The sequence below is a fragment of the Acinetobacter lactucae genome (assembly GCF_013122135.1).
GTDB classification, from domain to species: Bacteria; Pseudomonadota; Gammaproteobacteria; order Pseudomonadales; family Moraxellaceae; genus Acinetobacter; species Acinetobacter lactucae.
Window position 1 is genome coordinate 1,418,675 of the sequence record NZ_CP053391.1, and the last position, 18,696, is coordinate 1,437,370.

The 18,696-nt window shown below is 38.9% G+C and carries 16 protein-coding genes; 5 read left to right on the forward strand and 11 right to left on the reverse strand.

The features are described from left to right. Positions 1–9 precede the first annotated feature (9 nt). From dnaB to ppsA, 11 genes are all read right to left on the reverse strand, one after another. Positions 10–1,455: a replicative DNA helicase gene (gene dnaB / locus HLV59_RS06600; protein ID WP_002119718.1), complete on the reverse strand. Its 1,446-nt coding sequence runs from the start codon at positions 1,453–1,455 to the stop codon at positions 10–12. 196 nt (positions 1,456–1,651) lie between these two features. Next, positions 1,652–2,098: a 50S ribosomal protein L9 gene (gene rplI, locus HLV59_RS06605; protein ID WP_000382591.1), complete on the reverse strand. Its 447-nt coding sequence runs from the start codon at positions 2,096–2,098 to the stop codon at positions 1,652–1,654. Between the two features lie 8 nt (positions 2,099–2,106). Continuing rightward, positions 2,107–2,334, reverse strand: coding sequence for a 30S ribosomal protein S18 (gene rpsR, locus HLV59_RS06610; protein ID WP_000090661.1), 228 nt, complete (start codon positions 2,332–2,334; stop codon positions 2,107–2,109). Between the two features lie 11 nt (positions 2,335–2,345). Then, a complete protein-coding gene (rpsF, locus tag HLV59_RS06615; protein ID WP_002119610.1) occupies positions 2,346–2,729 on the reverse strand; it encodes a 30S ribosomal protein S6 in 384 nt (127 codons plus the stop codon). 181 nt (positions 2,730–2,910) lie between these two features. Further along, positions 2,911–3,789 carry a heme o synthase gene (cyoE, locus tag HLV59_RS06620; RefSeq protein ID WP_171429591.1) on the reverse strand — a complete coding sequence of 293 codons (879 nt, stop codon included), beginning with the start codon at positions 3,787–3,789 and terminating at the stop codon, positions 2,911–2,913. Positions 3,790–3,799: 10 nt separating this feature from the next. Then, a complete protein-coding gene (locus HLV59_RS06625) occupies positions 3,800–4,129 on the reverse strand; it encodes a cytochrome o ubiquinol oxidase subunit IV (RefSeq protein ID WP_000094534.1) in 330 nt (109 codons plus the stop codon). Beyond that, the gene (gene cyoC, locus HLV59_RS06630; protein ID WP_016145819.1) at positions 4,129–4,749 is read right to left on the reverse strand and encodes a cytochrome o ubiquinol oxidase subunit III; all 621 of its coding nucleotides are present in this window, start codon (positions 4,747–4,749) and stop codon (positions 4,129–4,131) included. The genes HLV59_RS06625 and cyoC overlap by 1 nt, the downstream gene beginning before the upstream one ends. Before the next feature lie 4 nt (positions 4,750–4,753). After that, positions 4,754–6,745, reverse strand: coding sequence for a cytochrome o ubiquinol oxidase subunit I (cyoB, locus tag HLV59_RS06635; RefSeq protein WP_016145818.1), 1,992 nt, complete (start codon positions 6,743–6,745; stop codon positions 4,754–4,756). Positions 6,746–6,748: 3 nt separating this feature from the next. Next, positions 6,749–7,801 (reverse strand): ubiquinol oxidase subunit II, encoded by a 1,053-nt coding sequence (cyoA, locus tag HLV59_RS06640; RefSeq protein WP_016145817.1) that lies wholly within the window; start codon positions 7,799–7,801, stop codon positions 6,749–6,751. A 316-nt stretch (positions 7,802–8,117) separates the two neighbouring features. Next, positions 8,118–8,873, reverse strand: a complete 756-nt coding sequence (locus tag HLV59_RS06645; protein WP_171429592.1) for an RDD family protein — start codon at positions 8,871–8,873, stop codon at positions 8,118–8,120. 64 nt (positions 8,874–8,937) lie between these two features. Next, positions 8,938–11,325: a phosphoenolpyruvate synthase gene (gene ppsA / locus HLV59_RS06650; RefSeq protein ID WP_171068076.1), complete on the reverse strand. Its 2,388-nt coding sequence runs from the start codon at positions 11,323–11,325 to the stop codon at positions 8,938–8,940. A gap of 147 nt (positions 11,326–11,472) precedes the next feature. On the opposite strand from ppsA, the gene ppsR reads away from it, so the two are divergent. The 5 genes from ppsR (at position 11,473) to pgaD (ending at position 18,661) form a co-directional block, all read left to right on the forward strand. Continuing rightward, positions 11,473–12,309, forward strand: a complete 837-nt coding sequence (gene ppsR, locus HLV59_RS06655; RefSeq protein ID WP_016145814.1) for a posphoenolpyruvate synthetase regulatory kinase/phosphorylase PpsR — start codon at positions 11,473–11,475, stop codon at positions 12,307–12,309. A 385-nt stretch (positions 12,310–12,694) separates the two neighbouring features. Then, positions 12,695–15,133 (forward strand): poly-beta-1,6 N-acetyl-D-glucosamine export porin PgaA, encoded by a 2,439-nt coding sequence (pgaA, locus tag HLV59_RS06660; RefSeq protein WP_171429593.1) that lies wholly within the window; start codon positions 12,695–12,697, stop codon positions 15,131–15,133. Then, complete coding sequence (gene pgaB / locus HLV59_RS06665; protein ID WP_171429594.1) at positions 15,133–16,959, forward strand: poly-beta-1,6-N-acetyl-D-glucosamine N-deacetylase PgaB; 1,827 nt, start codon at positions 15,133–15,135, stop codon at positions 16,957–16,959. Before pgaA ends, pgaB begins: the two co-directional genes overlap by 1 nt. Beyond that, positions 16,959–18,206 carry a poly-beta-1,6-N-acetyl-D-glucosamine synthase gene (gene pgaC, locus HLV59_RS06670; protein WP_005068507.1) on the forward strand — a complete coding sequence of 416 codons (1,248 nt, stop codon included), beginning with the start codon at positions 16,959–16,961 and terminating at the stop codon, positions 18,204–18,206. The genes pgaB and pgaC overlap by 1 nt, the downstream gene beginning before the upstream one ends. Further along, positions 18,203–18,661 carry a poly-beta-1,6-N-acetyl-D-glucosamine biosynthesis protein PgaD gene (gene pgaD, locus HLV59_RS06675; RefSeq protein WP_016145810.1) on the forward strand — a complete coding sequence of 153 codons (459 nt, stop codon included), beginning with the start codon at positions 18,203–18,205 and terminating at the stop codon, positions 18,659–18,661. Before pgaC ends, pgaD begins: the two co-directional genes overlap by 4 nt. The last annotated feature ends 35 nt before the right edge of the window (positions 18,662–18,696 follow it).

Consider the following 18,696-nt stretch of genomic DNA (forward strand, 5'->3'; position numbering starts at 1 on the left):
AGATAGAGTTTATTCTTCATCATCATATTGGCTGTAATACTCAGGAGAGAGATTACTAAATCGAGTATATTGACCTTCAAAAGCAAGACGAACTGAACCAATTGGACCGTTACGCTGCTTACCAATAATGATCTCTGCGGTGCCGGCTTCTTTGGACTCTTTGTTATAAACCTCATCACGGTAAATAAACATAATTAAGTCGGCATCCTGCTCGATCGCACCAGATTCACGTAAGTCAGACATTACAGGGCGTTTATTTGGACGGTTTTCCAGACTTCGGTTAAGCTGGGAAAGTGCGATAACAGGACATTGCATTTCTTTCGCTAATGCTTTCAAGCTACGTGAAATTTCTGAAATCTCGCCTACACGGTTATCACCCATGCCTGGAACTTTCATGAGCTGCAAGTAATCGACCATGATACAACCGATTTTACCATCATGCATTTTGGCAACACGACGCGCACGGGCACGCAGTTCGGTTGGAGGTAAGGCAGAAGAGTCATCAATATACAAATGCATTTGTTGAAGCTGCAAAATTGTGCCCGTCACCTTGGTCCATTCATCTGCATCTAAGTTACCCGAACGTAAATGTCCTTGATGGACTTTACCCATTGCAGAAATAAGACGCATTGCAATCGAGTCTGCTGGCATCTCCATTGAAAAGACCAGGGCAGGTAACTTGTTATATTGCAAAACGCTCTCAACCAAGTTCATGGCAAAAGTAGTTTTACCCATTGATGGACGTGCAGCAACAATAATTAGGTCACCCGGCTGCATACCAGATGTTTTATTATCAAGTTCTAAGAAGCCAGTCGTCAAACCTGTAATATTGCCATCTAATTTTGAAAGCTCATCCAATTTACTAATTACGTCTGCGGTAACAGAACTGATAGATTTGGGTCCTGCATCTTTTTTATTGTTATTGTGTTGTTCTGCTAGAGAGAAAATGCTCGTTTCGGCCAAGTCTAAAATTTCACTAACACCACGACCTTTTGTGTCATAAGCATTTTGTAAAATTTCAGTACTAACTTTAATCATGCTGCGTAGCGTAGAAAATTCTTTAATTTTAGTCGCATAAGTTTCTAAGTTATAGAAACTTGAAGGTGAATCAGCCATAAGCTGCATTAAATATTCTTCACCACCAATAGCATCAAGTAAATTTTGTTTTAAGAGCCAGTCACTTACCAAGACAGCATCATAGGGTGAGTTTTCCTGCGCTAATTTCTCAATTGCGCGAAAAATATATTTATGACGAGTTGCATAAAAATCATTTTCTTTGAGTACATCGTTGACTTGCTCAAAAGATTCGGCAACTGTCATGAGAGCAGCAAGAACGGCTTGTTCAATGGCTAAATTGTGTGGGGGAGTGCGAAACTCTTTAAGTTGGCCTGATTCACTCGTTTTATTTTCTGTTGGAGATGAAAGCGCTAAAGAAGTGGCATTCGCCTGAGACATAATTAGACCTGATGATAAAGAAGGTGTACACAAAGAGGCTGTAAAGCCGAGAACTATCTTAAAACAAAATTAAATAAACTACCTAATTAAAAAACCAATTAAACTAAAGAACTGATCAGGAATTAATATATCTTGTTTTAAAATTCTAAACATAAAAAAAGAGCATGCAAAAGCATGCTCTTTTTTTGATGAGAAATTACTCAGATACGATAGTAACGAGAACTTCTGCAACAACATCATGGTGCAATTGGATTGCGATGTTGAATTCACCAGTGTGACGAAGCGCGCCATTTGGTAAACGAACTTCTGCACGGTCAACTGTAAGACCAGCATTCGTTAATGCGTCAGCGATGTCACGAGTACCGATAGAACCGAAGAGTTTACCTTCGTCACCAGCTTTAGCAGTGATAACGATGTTAACTTCATTCAATTGTTCAGCACGTGCTTGAGCAGCAGCTAAAACTTCAGCTTCTTGCTTCTCAAGTTCAGCACGACGAGCTTCAAAAGCAGCAGTGTTAGCTTCAGTAGCTGCAACTGCTTTACCTTGAGGGATAAGGAAGTTACGGCCGTAACCAGCTTTAACTGATACTTTATCGCCTAATTTACCAAGGTTCTTAATGCGTTGTAATAAGATAACGTCCACAGATCACCTCACTTATGGTTGTCAGTGTACGGAATCAAAGACAAATAGCGAGCTTGTTTGATAGCAAGTGCTAATTGACGTTGATAACGAGCTTTAGTACCAGTGATACGGCTAGGAACAATCTTGCCGTTTTCAGTGATGTACTGTTTTAAAGTGTCGATATCTTTGTAGTCGATGTACGCAACATTCTCAGCTGTAAAGCGGCAGAACTTGCGACGACGGTAAAAACGTGCCATTGATGTTCTCCTTATTCAGCTTCTTGAGCAACTTGCTGTGCTTCTTCGCGTTGAGCTTTACGCGCACGCTTTTCTTCAGCACTCTTAGCAAGCAATGACTCTTCAGTGATTGCGTGTTCACGACGGATGATAAGGTTACGAATGATCGCGTCGTTATAACGGAATAATTCTTCTAACTCATCAAGCGTAGTTTGACCACATTCAACATTCATAAGAATGTAGTGCGCTTTGTGAATTTTGTTAATTGGGTAAGCCAATTGACGACGGCCCCAATCTTCTAAACGGTGAATTTGACCTTCAGCTTCTTTGATCTGAGAGATATAGCGTTCAACCATACCTACAACTTGATCGCTTTGGTCTGGGTGTACCAAAAGTACGATTTCGTAATGACGCATTGTCAGCTCCTTACGGTTTAAACAGCCCCTAATAAAAAAATTAGAAGCAAGGAGTCATAACTTAATAAGTTATGTCGCAAAATTTGCGAAGGCTGAATTATAGGTAAAAGTTCGACTAAAAACAAATCTTTTGATCAGAAAAGTAAAACTTCTTTACTATAAAGAGGAAATCCTCTCTTGTTTAAAAGAGAGGAAGATTTGGAGCAGGGGATTGATAGGTAAAGCTAAAGCTCAAACTTAACAAGGTAATTAATATGACCGAGTAGAGAAAAAAACGTTTAGCCCACAATTGATCATTTTCGGCTTTAAATCCAACAACTGATAAATATAACCAATATGCAGTCAAAGCATTAAAGGTAATTAAAAAGAATATATTGGTATAGCCAAAACAATATAGCCCATTCAAAACAGATGCAAATAACAGGATATAGATTACACATTCAATTTTCGTACGATAAATAGAACGTGCTACAGGTAAAATTGGAATTCCCGCATTTTTGTAATCATCAAAACGATAAATTGCAATTGCCCAAGAATGAGGCATTTGCCATAAAGCGTATGCTAAAAACAAAAGCAAGGCTGCCACATCAAATTGATGAGTTACTGCTGTATAACCAATAACAGGAGGGCTCGCCCCGGAGATACTACCAATGACGGTTTGATGGATTGAGGTACGTTTAGTCCACAAACTATAAAAACCGACGTAGACAATAAAACCAATCATTGCAAACAAAAATGCGTAGCCATTTACACCGAACCACAGAATGCTAAAACCAATTACCCCAAGTACGAATGCATATATCAACGCAATAGTAGGAGAGATTGTTTTTTTAACAAGTGCGCGGTTTTGCGTGCGCTGCATCTTTGTATCAATATCTTGATCTATAACATTATTAACAACGCAACCAGAGGCTACAACTAAAGTTGTTCCGAGTAGGGTTAGAAGTAATAATAAGATGTCTATAGAGCCTTGGGCGGCTAAGAAAAAGCCGCCCAAGGTGGTAATGAAATTACCGAAGAGAATTCCTGGTTTAGTCAGGAATAGATATTTTTTCAACATGACAATCAGTTTAGATCATCATATTGTAGTGAAGGTAATTCATAATCCACACAGAACCGATTAAAAGTACAGCGATACAAAGGATTGTGTAGATGAATGCAATCATATTCCAACGTTGTTCAGATGATGTATTCATGTGTAAGAAATACACAAGTTGTACAAGGACCTGAGCAACCGCAGTGATTGCAATCACTGTAACTAAAAGACCACGACTGAAACCACCCGCCATCACCATCCCGAAAGGGATGATGGTGAGGATAACAGAAAGGATAAATCCAACAGTGTATTGCTTAAAGTTACCGTGTGACGCACCAGCAGCATTATGCTCATGACTACTCATTAGAGAACTCCCATTAAGTAAACGACGCTGAATACACAGATCCAAACGATGTCAAGGAAGTGCCAGAACAAGCTTAAGCAAGCAAGACGACGTGTATTCGGTAAAGTCAAACCTTTAGTCTTGATTTGATACATTAATACAAGCATCCATACGAGACCAGAGGTTACGTGGATACCGTGTGTACCAACCAAAGTAAAGAACGATGATAAGAATGCACTATGAGTTGGACCATGACCTTCATGTACAAGGTGATGGAATTCGTAGATTTCCATCCCAATGAACGTTGCACCAAAAAGGAATGTGATAAATAACCAAGTGATGACTTGATTCACATTCTTTTTATAAGATGCAAGTACAGCAAAACCAAAAGTTACCGATGAAATCAATAAGGCGAATGTTTCAGTTAACACGTAGCCTAGTGAGTCATGGAATAGGTCATATGCACTTGGAGTTCCTGGTGGGATATGACTGCTTAATACAGCGAACGCAATGAAGAGTGATCCGAAAAGAATCAAGTCACTCATCAAGTATGTCCAAAAACCAAAGACCGTTAAATCAGTATCATCATGTTCATGATGACCGTCATGGCCGTGGTTGTCGTGATGAAGTACTTCAGCCATTTCCTTAGTCCTTCTTCAAGTGTTTTTCAAGTAAAGCATAGCGTTCGTTTTCAATACGCTCAACTTCCGCAGCAGGAACGTAGTAATCAACATTCTTAGTGAATGAGCTTACGATCAAGCTAACAACAGCTGCAACGAATGAAACAACAACGAGCCACCAAATATGCCAGATGAGTGCAAAGCCAAGAAGAGTAATGAACATTGCAATGACAAAACCAGCTGCACGATCAGTCGGCATGTGGATGTCTTCATATTTAGTGTTACGTGCGTATGCTACACCATTTTCTTTGTCAGTCCAGAAACGGTCGATACCGCTTGCATCTGGTTCATGCGCAAAGTTGTAGAACGGAGCAGGGGAAGAGGTCGCCCATTCAAGCGTACGAGCATCCCATGGATCGCCAGTAAGGTCCATGTTGTCTTTACGTTGTAAGAAACCAACGATGATTTGCATTAAGAAACATGCAATACCAATCGCAACAAGAACAGCACCAAATAATGCAATCGCAAGGTACGGATCCCATTCAGGGTTGTCATATGTATTCAAACGACGAGTCATACCCATGAAACCAAGGATATAAAGTGGCATGAATGCAAAATAGAAACCGAAGAACCAGAACCAGAACGCAGCTTTACCCCATGCTTCGTTGAGCTTCCAACCAAACATTTTTGGCCAGTAGTAAATGATGCCGGCAAACATACCAAACACCACACCACCGATAATTACGTTATGGAAGTGAGCGATCAAGAATAATGAGTTGTGTACCAAGAAGTCCGCAGGTGGAACTGCCATAAGTACACCAGTTAAACCACCGATACCGAATGTTACAAGGAAGCCAAGCGTCCATAACATTGGAGTAGTAAAGGTGATGCGACCTTTATACATGGTGAATAACCAAGAGAAGATTTTCACACCAGTAGGAATCGCAATAACCATGGTCATGATACCGAAGAACGCGTTAACGTTTGCACCAGCACCCATGGTGAAGAAGTGGTGAAGCCATACAACAAACGCAAGAACAGTAATCGCGATAGTTGCATACACCATAGACTTGTAACCAAACAACGCTTTACGAGAGAAGGTTGCAACGATTTCTGAGTATAAACCAAATGCTGGTAATACCAAGATATATACTTCAGGGTGACCCCATGTCCAGATCAAGTTCACATAAAGCATTGGGCTACCGCCAAGCTCATTTGTGAAGAAATGGAAGCCGAAGTAACGGTCAAGAGTAAGCATTGCAAGAGTACCTGTTAATACAGGGAATGATGCAATGATTAATACAGCCGTACAAAGTGAAGTCCACGTGAAAATAGGCATGTCCATTAATTTCATGCCAGGTGCACGCATTTTGATGATGGTAACGAAGAAGTTAACACCAGATAAAAGCGTACCTAGACCAGAAACCTGAAGTGCCCAGATATAGTAGTCAACACCTACACCAGGAGAATATTGAATGCCAGATAGAGGAGGGTAAGCCATCCAACCAGTCGCAGCAAATTCACCTAATACAAGTGAAAGCATCATCAAACCAGCAGCACCAGCGAATAACCAGAAGCTTAAAGAGTTCAATAATGGGAAAGCAACGTCACGAGCACCAATCTGTAAAGGTACAGAGATGTTCATCATACCTACAACGAGACCCATTGCTACGAAGAAGATCATGATTACACCATGTGCGGTGAAGATCTGGTCGTAATGGTCAGGATGTAGATAACCTTCACCACCGCCTTTAGCGAGGAAAAGTTGTAAACGCATCATGATCGCATCGGCGAAACCACGCAGAAGCATGATAACTGATACGATGATATACATGATACCAATCTTTTTATGGTCTACCGTAATAAACCACTCTTTCCACAAATATCCCCATTTTTTGAAATAGGTGATACCGCCAAGCACTGCAATTGCACCAATTGCCATAAGGACCATGGTGACAAGTACGATTGGCTCTGTCGGGATAGAATCCCAACCCAGTTTACCAAAAATCATATCCATGTATTATTCCCCTTGAGCAGCGTGTTCAGCTGCAGCATGAGTGTCAGCTGTTGCGTGTGCAGCAGAGTGGTCAACACCATGATAGTTACTCATATAGTGGTTGATAATTGTTTCAAACAATTTTGGTTCAACTGTAGAGTAATAAGTCACAGGGTGTGGCTTAGTCGGGAACGGTTTCATAGCTTCAGCTTCAGCAACTGCTTTTTCATCACCAGCAGCTTTAGCACGATTTACTAAATGCTCGATCTGATGCTTAGAACGGTTACCATCACGTAAGGTTGCCAATTCAGCTTGGTCAAGCGTAGTTTTTTGAACTGCTTCTGGGTTAATGGTTGAACCATTACCTGCTTTAACCGCTGCTACCCATTCGTTGAATTGTTGCTCTGTAACACTATGCGCCTTGAAACGCATTTGAGAGAAACCGTAACCTGAGTAGTTAGAAGAGAAACCACGATATACACCAGTTTCATTTGCTAACAAATGAAGGTGAGTTTGCATACCTGCCATTGCATAAATCTGGCCGCCTAACTGTGGAATGAAGAATGAGTTCATTGTAAAGTTAGAAGTGATTTTAAAGCTTAACGGAGTTTTTTCAGGGAAACGTACTTCGTTAACTGTTGCAATGTTTTGTTCAGGATAAATAAAGATCCACTTGAACTGTTCAGCAATAACTTGAATAGTTAAAGGTGCTTTATCTGATTCTAAAGGACGGTATGGGTCATACTTGTGGGAACCCCACCAAGTTAACCAAGCTAAAATACCAATAATAATGACAGGGATACCCCATACTACAACTTCAATTGCAGTTGAGTGTGCCCATGTAGGTTTATAGTCTGCATCTTTATTTGACGCGCGATATTTCCAACCAAACCATAATGCCATGATGATTGAAGGAATCACCACAAGTAACATTAAATAGATCGCAGTCATCATAAGGTCACTTTGACCTTGACCAACTGGACCTTTAGAGTTTAGAAGTACCATATCACCACCACACCCAGTCAAAAGTGCGGCAAGCGTTGATAAAGACAATACAGCTAAAATCGTTTGTCTCATTTTACAACCTCGGTGAAGAGTCCCATTCCCTAATTAAATATGGGATAGCGATTAAAGTGTCGCATGATTGAGAACGCTAATCCTAAAATTTAGACTTCTCAATTATATGACACCGCTACGTTGTAGGGCATTATGCCTCATATCGACAAACTAAGCTATACATAAAGTAGGCTGAAATAATTGTTTTAAAACCCGATTTTTTTTGTAGGGTATTTAATTTCAATAGAGCTTTTATTTAAATATCAACTCTCTATAGAAAAAAGGAGGCGGGGTGCCTCCTCTTTTTTTAGACATTAAATGAATGAGTCATTCACTATCATTTGATCACTTTTGTTCTTGCAATTTTGTCATGTAAAGCTTGTCGCTTTTGTCCTAATGCAAAAGCGTAGTCAATAATTGTACTGATCGGCATAAACAGTAAGTTTAATATGATAAAAACAATACTTCTTAATAAGAAGATACGGGTTAAATTAACCTTGCTATTATCCTCAGCATCTACAATTTTAATTCCAACGATTTTTTTACCTATGCTTTGCCCAAACTTCGTTAAAAGAATGGCTTGAATAGCAAGCATAATTACGACGTAAAGCAGCATTGAGTGCCAAGCTTCTATCGGAATTAAGGTAAAAAGTTGCTGTTGTAACTCTGCCGCTTTAGTCGATGCGATTTCGGCGGATTGCATCTGTTTTTGCAGCTCGAATAATTGCTTATATTGAGCTTCATTAAAGAAAAAGGAAGGAATTGCAGCGATTGGTAACCAAAGCAATAAATCAATAATTTTTGCTAAAGCCCGAGCTGGAATAGACGCAAGTTCATGAACTTTAGGTTCTACACGAATTTGACGAATAGTTTCATTAGTTGATGTATTCGTGTTTATTGTAGGTACAGAATAACCGATAGGTTGATATACAAGTTTACCTTGGGTTAATTCTCCTAAAGCTTTCCATTCTGTCATGCCTTCATGCCAAGCTAAATCAGTTAACAAAATTTGTTGGCTCGCCAACATTTGATTTACTTGTTCTAAAGTGTAAGGCCCAGCTTGTTGATTATTACGTGCCAAGTAAATTTGCATAAATAAAAATTCTCTATTCTAAAGATGAAAAAAGACCCACGGATGGGCCTTTTTTTATAACATATTAGATTTGCTTGATTTTTTCTTCAGCAAGGAAGAACCATGTATCTAAAACTGAGTCTGGGTTAAGAGAGACAGATTCAATACCTTGTTCCATTAACCATTTTGCAAGATCTGGATGGTCTGAAGGACCCTGACCACAGATACCTACATATTTACCTGCTTTGCGACAGGCATGGATTGCCATTGAAAGAAGTGCTTTAACAGCTGCATCACGTTCATCAAATAAGTGTGAAACAATACCTGAGTCACGGTCAAGACCTAACGTTAACTGAGTTAAGTCATTTGAACCAATTGAGAAACCATCGAAGTGCTCTAGGAACTGTTCAGCTAACAAAGCGTTAGTTGGTAATTCGCACATCATGATTACTTTTAAGCCATTCTCACCACGTTTTAAACCATTTTGTGCAAGTAATTCAATAACGCGTTTCGCTTCAGATACTGTGCGTACAAAAGGAATCATGATTTGAATATTGGTTAGACCCATTTCATCACGAACTTTCTTAAGTGCACGGCATTCTAATTCAAAACAATCACGGAAGTTATCGGATACATAACGGCTTGCACCCCGGAAACCGAGCATCGGATTTTCTTCTTCAGGCTCGTATAACTTACCGCCAATTAAGTTTGCATATTCGTTTGACTTGAAGTCAGACATACGAACGATCACTGGCTTGTCACCAAATGCAGCAGCAAGAGTTGCAATACCTTCAACTAATTTTTCAACATAGAAGTCTACAGGTGATGCATAACCCGCGGTACGAGTTAAAACCGCAGCACGAGTTTCACGAGGTAGACTGTCAATGTTTAGTAGGGCTTTAGGATGCACACCGATCATACGGTTAATGATGAACTCAAGACGAGCAAGACCAATACCTTCGTTTGGAATTTGAGCAAAGTCAAATGCACGGTCAGGGTTACCTACGTTCATCATAATTTTGAACGAAAGTTTAGGCATAGATTCAATTGAGTTACGTTGAACTTCGAAATCTAAAGCACCTTCATAAATGAAACCTGTATCACCTTCAGCACAAGAAACAGTTACTTCTTGACCGTCAGTTAATACTTCTGTTGCGTTACCGCAACCAACAATAGCCGGTACACCAAGTTCACGTGCAATAATTGCTGCGTGACATGTACGACCACCACGGTTAGTGATAATTGCAGCAGCACGTTTCATTACCGGTTCCCAGTCAGGATCGGTCATATCTGATACAAGAACGTCGCCTTCTTGAACTTTGTCCATTTCTTTAATTGAGTTAACGATACGGACTTTGCCAGAACCAATACGTTGACCAATTGAACGACCTTCACAAAGAACAGTACCTCTTTGTTTGAGAAGGTAGCGTTCCATCGTGCCTACATTTTGGCGGCTTTTTACAGTTTCAGGACGAGCTTGAACAATATAAATTTGACCATCATCACCGTCTTTTGCCCATTCAATGTCCATTGGAGCACCGTAATGTTGTTCGATGATAAGTGCTTGTTTAGCTAGCTCTTGTAGTTCATGGTCATTTAAAGCGAATTGTTGGCGCTCTTGTTTTTCAACGTCAACAACAACAACAGATTTACCAGCAGAACCTTCTTCACCATAAATCATTTTTTGGTGTTTAGAACCAAGGTTACGGCGTAAAACAGAATGTCTACCAGCATTTAATAATGGTTTAGATAGGTAGAATTCATCAGGGTTAACGGCACCTTGTACAACCATTTCACCTAAACCGTAAGATGCAGTGATAAATACAACATCACGGAAACCAGATTCTGTATCAAGTGTAAACATTACACCCGCAGCGCCAGTTTCAGAACGAACCATACGCTGAACACCCGCTGATAATGCCACAACGTCATGATCAAAGCCTTGGTGTACACGGTAAGAAATTGCACGGTCATTATATAAAGAAGCAAATACTTCTTTGATCGCAATAAGTACGTTATCAATACCGCGAATATTCAAGAAAGTTTCTTGTTGACCCGCGAAAGAAGCATCTGGTAAATCTTCAGCAGTTGCAGATGAACGAACGGCAACCGCGATATCAGGGTTGCCGTTAGAAAGTGCTGTAAAAGCGGCGCGAATTTCTTGTTCTAAGGTTGCAGTGAGTGGAGTCTCTACAATCCATTGACGAATTTTAGCGCCTGTTTCTGCAAGAGCATTTACGTCATCGACGTTGAGTTGAGCAAGTTCTGCTTGAATTCGAGCGTTAAGACCACTTTGGTCTAAGAACTCACGATAGGCAGCAGCAGTAGTTGCAAAGCCACCAGGTACCGATACACCAGCATTTGATAAATGGCTGATCATTTCACCCAAAGATGAGTTTTTCCCACCTACGAGTTCGACATCGTGTTTCCCTAATTTTTCTAGACCGATTACGCGCGCTTCCAAAGTTTTCACTCCACTTTTGCAGTATTAATGTCTATCTTGGCATGAAATTATAAAAATAAAGTGCTTAGTTGAGAATTATACTAAGCGACAGTCATGTAAGATCAGTTTACTATAAAGATTATATAGCACTAAGACAAATGTTTAAGGAGAATTTTAATGTCAGAAAGTAAACAATTTAAGCGGAGTGTTTTTTTTATTTCTGATGGAACTGCAATTACTGCCGAGACTCTTGGACATTCGTTATTAGCACAATTTCCCAATGTAGATTTTGATATTCACATCATGCCGTATATTACAACTGAAGAGGCGGCAATGGATGTGGTAGTTGAGATTAATCGATGCCAAACCAAAGACGGTTGCCTACCTTTAGTATTTGATACTTTAGTTGATCCGCATGTGCGAGAGATTATTAATACAGCTAAAGCAGTTAACCTAGATGTGTTTGAAGGTTTAATTAGCAAACTTGAGCAAGAGCTTGGAACACCACCAACAACATTGGTGGGGCAGACCCATGCGGTAACCGATTCTGAATACTATAAAGCCCGTATTGATGCCGTTCATTTTGCACTTGATAATGATGATGGAGCTCGTACTCGTCATTATGATAAAGCAGATTTAATTTTAATTGGAGTTTCTCGTTCAGGTAAAACACCGACTTCTATTTACTTATCTCTTCAATTCGGTATTCGGGTTGCAAACTATCCATTAACTGAAGAAGATTTAGATGATAACCGTTTACCAGCAGTATTAAGAGCTCATCGTAATAAATTATTTGGTTTAATGATTGATGCTGAGCGATTGGTCGCGATTCGTAGTGAACGTAAAGCCAATAGTCGTTATGCGAGTTTTAGCCAATGCCAAATGGAGCTTAGAGCAATTGAAGGAATTTATATTTCTGAAGGCATTAAATATTTAAATGTGACTGAAATGTCAATTGAAGAGATTTCAACTCGTATTTTACAAATGACAGGATTAAAACGACGTATTGGTTAATTTAATCAAGTGCTTATTTTAACCATTCAATTATTTATATTAATTTATAGATAAGTTGAATGGTTTTTAATATATTTCATAGTGAAAAATAAAAGTTTTATATATAAAACCAGATATTATTAAATAGTTTTTATTGGTTATAAACCCGTAGTTATTTTGAAACTCATTTGTAAATTTAAATAATACTATTGAAAAGAAGTGTATATGTTTTATTACGCTGAAAAATAGTAATTATTTAATTTTACTAAATATTTTAGAAAAGCATTCATAAAAAATCCATAATTTATAAAATGTTAAATAGATCACACTTTTTTGGAGTTGTGTGATTAATTTTTAATTTTATTTATACTTTCCCACCTCGATATGGGACTATCCGATTATCAAAATGCTAAAAAAATGTGTTTTTTCATTGGTATATATCTTGCCACTTAATTTATATGCCGCTCAAGTAGATGAATTGCGAGAGCAAGCTATTCACACTTACAAAACTGGACAAACTCAACAAGCAATATCGCAACTAGAACAATTGTTGAATAAATACCCGCATGACCAAAAATTGCTAGCCGATTATTTAGTTGTAATGTCTAGTGAGAAAAAAGATCTAATGACTTTTTCTCAGCATTTAGCAAATGTTAATTATGTGACTTTTCCAGAATATGGGCAATTCCCTTTATTACGTAATTTTCGTGATTTTAAACACTTTAAAAATGCGATTGAGTTGTCGAATAAATTTAATATTCAAAAAACGCCTGATGGCCAGATTTTGTTAGCAGTTTTATATGCAGAGGCTCAAGATCCTGTAAATGCAAAAATACACTTAAAAAATATTAAGAGTAAAAACCTTACAGTTGATCAACTTGTTCAAATTGCTTATGCGTATCGACTCATTAATTCGCCTGTAGATGCTTTATCTACAATTGAGCGAGCTTATCAACAGCAGCCAAAGTCTTTTGCGGTTTTGCAAGAATATACTTACGACTTAGCGGCTGTAGGTGCCTATAAAAAAGCTCAGCAGTTATTACTTGCCAGCGATAAAAATGTACAAACTGAATCGTTAAAACACTGGTTACAAGTCAGCGAGTTTTCTCAACGTGTAAATAACGCAATTACTCGCTATAAATATCTGAATCGGGAAGGCATGTCGGACAGTGAAGGCTTTGCCGAGCTTGATGCTGTGTTGAAACAAGGTGAGCAAATACAGCCTTTGATTCAACCGTCAGACCCTAATTATTTAAGATTTCATTATGACTATTTATATGCTTTGGACTTTCGTGGGCGTAGCCGTACGGTATTAGATGAATTTACTAAATTAAATGTACCTTTAGAAAAACTACCGGCTTATGTCCGTCATGCGATTGCTGATAGTTATTTAGCTGAAAGACAACCGCAGCAGGCTGAACTTGCATTTAAAACCTTACTTACCGAAAAAAACTACTCAGATATGACGGTATATACGGGGCTTTATTATTCTTATATTGAACAAGAAAAATATAAACAAGCTGAACAACTTTTGAATGAAGTGGATCGATTGATTCCTACGTATAGATATAGTCAAGCTAAAGGAGTAGATAAGTCAAGCCATCCTGATCGTGATGATTATATCGCTTTACAGGGTATGCATTTAGCTTATGCAAATCATTTGGATCAATCAGAAAAGCATTTTCAGAAACAAGTAGATCTTGCACCTGCTAACGAAAGTTTAATTAATAACCTTGCTCGTGTTGAGCGCTGGAGAGATAAACCGTTACAGGCAAAACAAACAATTGACCGTTTAAATGGTTTAACACCCGTTGCGAAAGATACCCGAATTAACCAAATGCAAAATGCTCAGGCTTTAGGGAATATTCCTGAGTGGCGCAAAAGCACAGAAAGTCTTTTGCAATATTATCCTGAAGATAGTGGCGTGGTTAAGAGTCGAAAAGAGTTGGATGATCGTGATAGAGCAACGATTTCACACTCAACAACTTGGGGGCAGAGTAAAGCAGAAAATAGTGATTCTGTGAGTGGGCAAAATGGTTTAAAAGACCGCGAAATGGAAACTCGTATTAATAGCCCATGGATCAAAGATAACTATCGTCTATTTGCTTGGCATCAAGATCGTTATGGTGAATACCGTTTTGGTGATGTACATGACCAACGTTATGGTGTGGGTGCTGAGTGGCAAGCAAACCGTAAGGCCTTGTCGGCAATCTTGTCGCAGAGTACGGATGGTGGACAAGGAGGTATTCGTCTTGACTGGTCGCAATGGTTAAACGACCACTGGCAATATCAATTGCAATATGACAGTCAGGCTAATATTCCATTACAAGCAATTGATGCTGGTGAGGATGGACAAGCTTACCGTGCTGCTTTGACATGGCAAAAAGATGAGTCACGCCAAATTGGGGCGAGTTATGGCTTAACCGATATAAGTGACGGTAACAAACAACAAGAATTTTCGACTTTTTGGCGCGAGCGATTATTTGATGCGCCTCATCATATTACTTACGGAACCATTCGTGGATTTTATGGCAGCAATAGCCAAGATCAGACCTCTTACTTTAGCCCAAGTAATCATTACAGTGCTGAGTTGAGTTTAAGCCATGACTGGGTCACTTGGCGAGAATATGAGCGCTCATTTAAACAGCATTTTGAAGCTGGAGTAGGGCTTTATAAACAAGCAGATTACTCTGCGCGACCAACATACTCTTTGCAATATCAACATCAATGGCAGCTCTCACGGACTTGGCAACTTAATTATGGAATTGGTTGGCAAAACCATCCATACGATGGTCATGATGAACAACATACCTATGGTATTTTTGGATTTGAAGGGCGTTTTTAATGAATAATATGATGTCAAAAATGTTGAGCTGCGTGTTTGCCTCAACATTATTACCCGTACAATTTTCTCATGCCCGCATTGAAACTGAACTACCAAAAAATCATACGGTTTCTTTAACTTTTCATGATGTGCGTGATGATGTGCTCAAAGAAGGTGATCGTGATGTTTATGCGATTCAGACCAATAATTTGGCACAGTTTCTTGACTGGCTCAGTCAGTCGGACTGGAAACCGATTCGTCTAAAAGACATTGAAGAGGCGCGTAAGCAAGGTAAAGAATTACCTCATAACTCTATTCTACTTACCTTCGATGATGGTGCTTTAAGTAGCTATAGCCGAGTATTTCCTTTGCTGAAGCAGTATAAAATCCCAGCAGTTTTTGCGCTTCCAACAAGTTGGTTAAATGGTAATACAAAAGCGGGTTATGAAGCCTATGGCCAAGGTAACTTGGTGAACTGGGCTCAAGTTCGTGAAATGCAAGCATCTGGGTTAGCCGAGTTTGCAAGCCATAGTGATGATTTGCATCATGGTGTATTAGCCAATCCTCAAGGTAATGAGCAACCTGCTGCAACTTCTTATGCCTATTTAAAATCGCAATCACGTTATGAAACCGATGTGGAATATCAACAACGCATTTTGCAGGACTTAAAAAAATCTTATGCAGTTTTAAAAAAAGAAGTAGGGGTTAATCCTAAAGCAATTATTTGGCCTTATGGCGCCGTGAATGAACAGTTAGAAAAGCTAGCACAACAGGCGGGTTTCCAGTTTTCATTCAGTTTGGGACGTGATGGTATGAATCGCGTGAGTGACTCAACTTTTAAGCGTAGCTTAGTCATTGATAACCCTACAGCCGAACAACTGACAGAAGGCATGTTAAATATTCTGAATTTCGAAGAGTCAGATTTATTTAAGCAATCGCGTCATTTTGTGAGTATGGATTTAAAGCATTTGGCAGCACAACAAAATGCTCAAACTGATGAAAAACTTGGGCAGTTGTTATCAAAACTGTATAGCTTAAAAAACAACGCTTTAATCTTAAAGCCTTTGGAAGATAAAGATGGAGATGGGCAATATGATGTTGCTTATTTTCCTACAAATAAAATGTCTGTTCAACAAGATATTTTAAATCGTAGTTTATGGCAGGCTCAAACTCGTGCAGGCCAATCTGTAATATTAGAATTGCCTGCTTATCCGCAAAAAGATAAGCCATTTTTAGCAGTAGATTTGGCTAAAGATATTGCACGCTTTAACAGTAATTTAAGTGGTGTTCAACTGAATGCGGGAACATCTTTAAATTGCGCAATGCAAATAAGAATGGCGCAGGAAAACAATTGTATTGAACAATCAAAACAGCTAGCCCAACTCAGCCAGCTGACTAAAAAAGCAGTTAAACCTTATTTAAATATGAGTAATCAGGCACAGTTTAGTTTATTGCTTACACCTGATTTAGATCATATCGAAAATCTACCTGAGCTTATAAAAACACTTTTAGTGCAACATGAATTAGTCAATTTAAAGTTCGATGTAATTGGCAAGAAAAAACAATTTAATCAGTTGTTAACGCTTTTAAAAACACTTGATGCAAATGATAAGCAAAGAATAATGCTGACTTTAGTATTACCGGAAAACTCGCAAAAAACTGCATGGGAAGAAGTTCAGCAAGCACTCTTTTCGATTCAACGGGTAGGGATCCAGAAATTCGGTGTTGATGACTATAATTTTGAAAAATCAAAAGATGTCCATCAATATTTATATAATCCGATTAGTTTGAATTATAGCCCTGTGATGTATCAGCCTTTTGCTGGATTGGTAGAGGGGAAAAAGTAATGAGAGTATTACTCGATATTCTATTTGCTTTTGCCTTTTTATATCCCTTGCTAATGGCTTGGACATGGATGGTAGGGGGACTTTGGTTCTTCTTTAAAAGAGAATACCGTGAACAAGCACTTCCTGAACCTACAGATGAAGGATGCAGTATCATCATTCCGTGTTTTAACGAAGAAGCGCAAGTACGCCAAACAATTCGTTATGCGCTACAAACCAAATATCCTAATTTTGAAGTGATCGCCGTTAATGATGGAAGTAGTGACAGAACAGCTGAAATTCTCGATGAATTGTCAGCGCAAGATTCACGACTTCGGGTTGTACACTTAGCAGAAAATCAGGGTAAGGCCGTAGCTTTAAGATCGGGCGTATTGGTGAGTAAATACGAATATCTTGTTTGTATTGATGGTGATGCATTATTACATCCGCATGCCGTACTTTGGTTAATGCAACCATTTATTAATTTCCCGCGAATTGGTGCTGTAACAGGTAATCCGCGAATTTTAAACCGATCTAGTATTTTAGGAAAATTACAGGTAGGTGAATTTTCTTCGATTATTGGTTTGATTAAACGTGCACAGCGTACATATGGTCGTATTTTTACCGTATCTGGAGTGATTGCAGCATTTCGTAAAACCGCACTCGTTCGAGTCGGGTTTTGGTCTGACGATAAAATTACCGAAGATATTGATATTTCATGGAAGTTACAGCTCGACCATTGGGATATTCAGTATATTCCACAAGCGCTTTGTTATATCTATATGCCTGAGACATTTAAAGGTCTGTGGAAACAGCGTCTTCGCTGGGCGCAAGGTGGGGTAGAGGTTCTTATAGAATATATTCCACAAATGTTCAAACTGCGTGTTCGAAGAATGTGGCCAGTCATGATTGAGGCGCTAGTCAGTATTATCTGGTCTTATGTGATGATCATGATATTCACATTATTTTTTGTTGGATTATTTGTTGAGTTGCCTCAGCAATGGCAGATCAAAACCCTTATGCCACAGTGGTACGGTGTAATACTCGGCGGAACATGTTTGATCCAGTTTTTAGTAAGTTTGTGGATTGACCAACGTTATGACCGCGGGCGTTTCTTTAGAAATTACTTCTGGGTGATTTGGTATCCGTTGTTTTTCTGGTTATTGACTTTGTTTACAAGTGTTGTGGCGGTACCAAAAACTTTATTTAACACTAAAAAACGTGCTCGCTGGGTAAGCCCAGACCGTGGCTTCCGTGGAGATAACCCATGAAACCTGAGGAAAATAAGGATATAGAGACCTTAGATATCCCTGAATATATTGATCAGCCGGAATATGTCAAAAATAAAACGGCAAACTATACATTACAAACCATCGGTTGGTTTTGCTTAATGTGGTTGCTTTTTCCATTAGTCTCACTGTTTTTATGGGTCTTTGAAGGTCACTTAATTTATGATTACGTCTGGGTTGATCATATATCAGAAGTTAAGACCTTATTACATTTAGCGTTATTGATCGGAATTAGCGCGCTCATTTTAATTTTATGGGCAAGTTATAACTGGATTAGGTTTAGTGGTGAGGACCGAAGAGCTAAGGCACCTAATAGTTCTGTTGAGCTGTTAGCGGCCCAATTTTCAGTTACTTCCGACATGCTAAATGATTTGCAAAAAAAACAACGCATCATTTTGCATTACGATGATCACGGTAATTTGCAAAAATATGAATAAATAAAAAAGCATGGTCTAAAAACCATGCTTTTTTA

Bases quoted from the DNA above. Each gene is read 5' to 3' on its own strand.
- HLV59_RS06645 (WP_171429592.1), bottom strand. From the start codon at position 8,873: ATGCAAATTTACTTGGCACGTAATAATCAACAAGCTGGGCCTTACACT.
- cyoA (WP_016145817.1), bottom strand. From the start codon at position 7,801: ATGAGACAAACGATTTTAGCTGTATTGTCTTTATCAACGCTTGCCGCA.
- HLV59_RS06625 (WP_000094534.1), bottom strand. From the start codon at position 4,129: ATGAGTAGTCATGAGCATAATGCTGCTGGTGCGTCACACGGTAACTTT.
- pgaB (WP_171429594.1), top strand. From the start codon at position 15,133: ATGAATAATATGATGTCAAAAATGTTGAGCTGCGTGTTTGCCTCAACA.
- cyoE (WP_171429591.1), bottom strand. From the start codon at position 3,789: ATGTTGAAAAAATATCTATTCCTGACTAAACCAGGAATTCTCTTCGGT.
- rpsF (WP_002119610.1), bottom strand. From the start codon at position 2,729: ATGCGTCATTACGAAATCGTACTTTTGGTACACCCAGACCAAAGCGAT.
- pgaD (WP_016145810.1), top strand. From the start codon at position 18,203: ATGAAACCTGAGGAAAATAAGGATATAGAGACCTTAGATATCCCTGAA.
- dnaB (WP_002119718.1), bottom strand. From the start codon at position 1,455: ATGTCTCAGGCGAATGCCACTTCTTTAGCGCTTTCATCTCCAACAGAA.
- ppsR (WP_016145814.1), top strand. From the start codon at position 11,473: ATGTCAGAAAGTAAACAATTTAAGCGGAGTGTTTTTTTTATTTCTGAT.
- rpsR (WP_000090661.1), bottom strand. From the start codon at position 2,334: ATGGCACGTTTTTACCGTCGTCGCAAGTTCTGCCGCTTTACAGCTGAG.
- pgaC (WP_005068507.1), top strand. From the start codon at position 16,959: ATGAGAGTATTACTCGATATTCTATTTGCTTTTGCCTTTTTATATCCC.
- pgaA (WP_171429593.1), top strand. From the start codon at position 12,695: ATGCTAAAAAAATGTGTTTTTTCATTGGTATATATCTTGCCACTTAAT.
- cyoC (WP_016145819.1), bottom strand. From the start codon at position 4,749: ATGGCTGAAGTACTTCATCACGACAACCACGGCCATGACGGTCATCAT.
- cyoB (WP_016145818.1), bottom strand. From the start codon at position 6,745: ATGGATATGATTTTTGGTAAACTGGGTTGGGATTCTATCCCGACAGAG.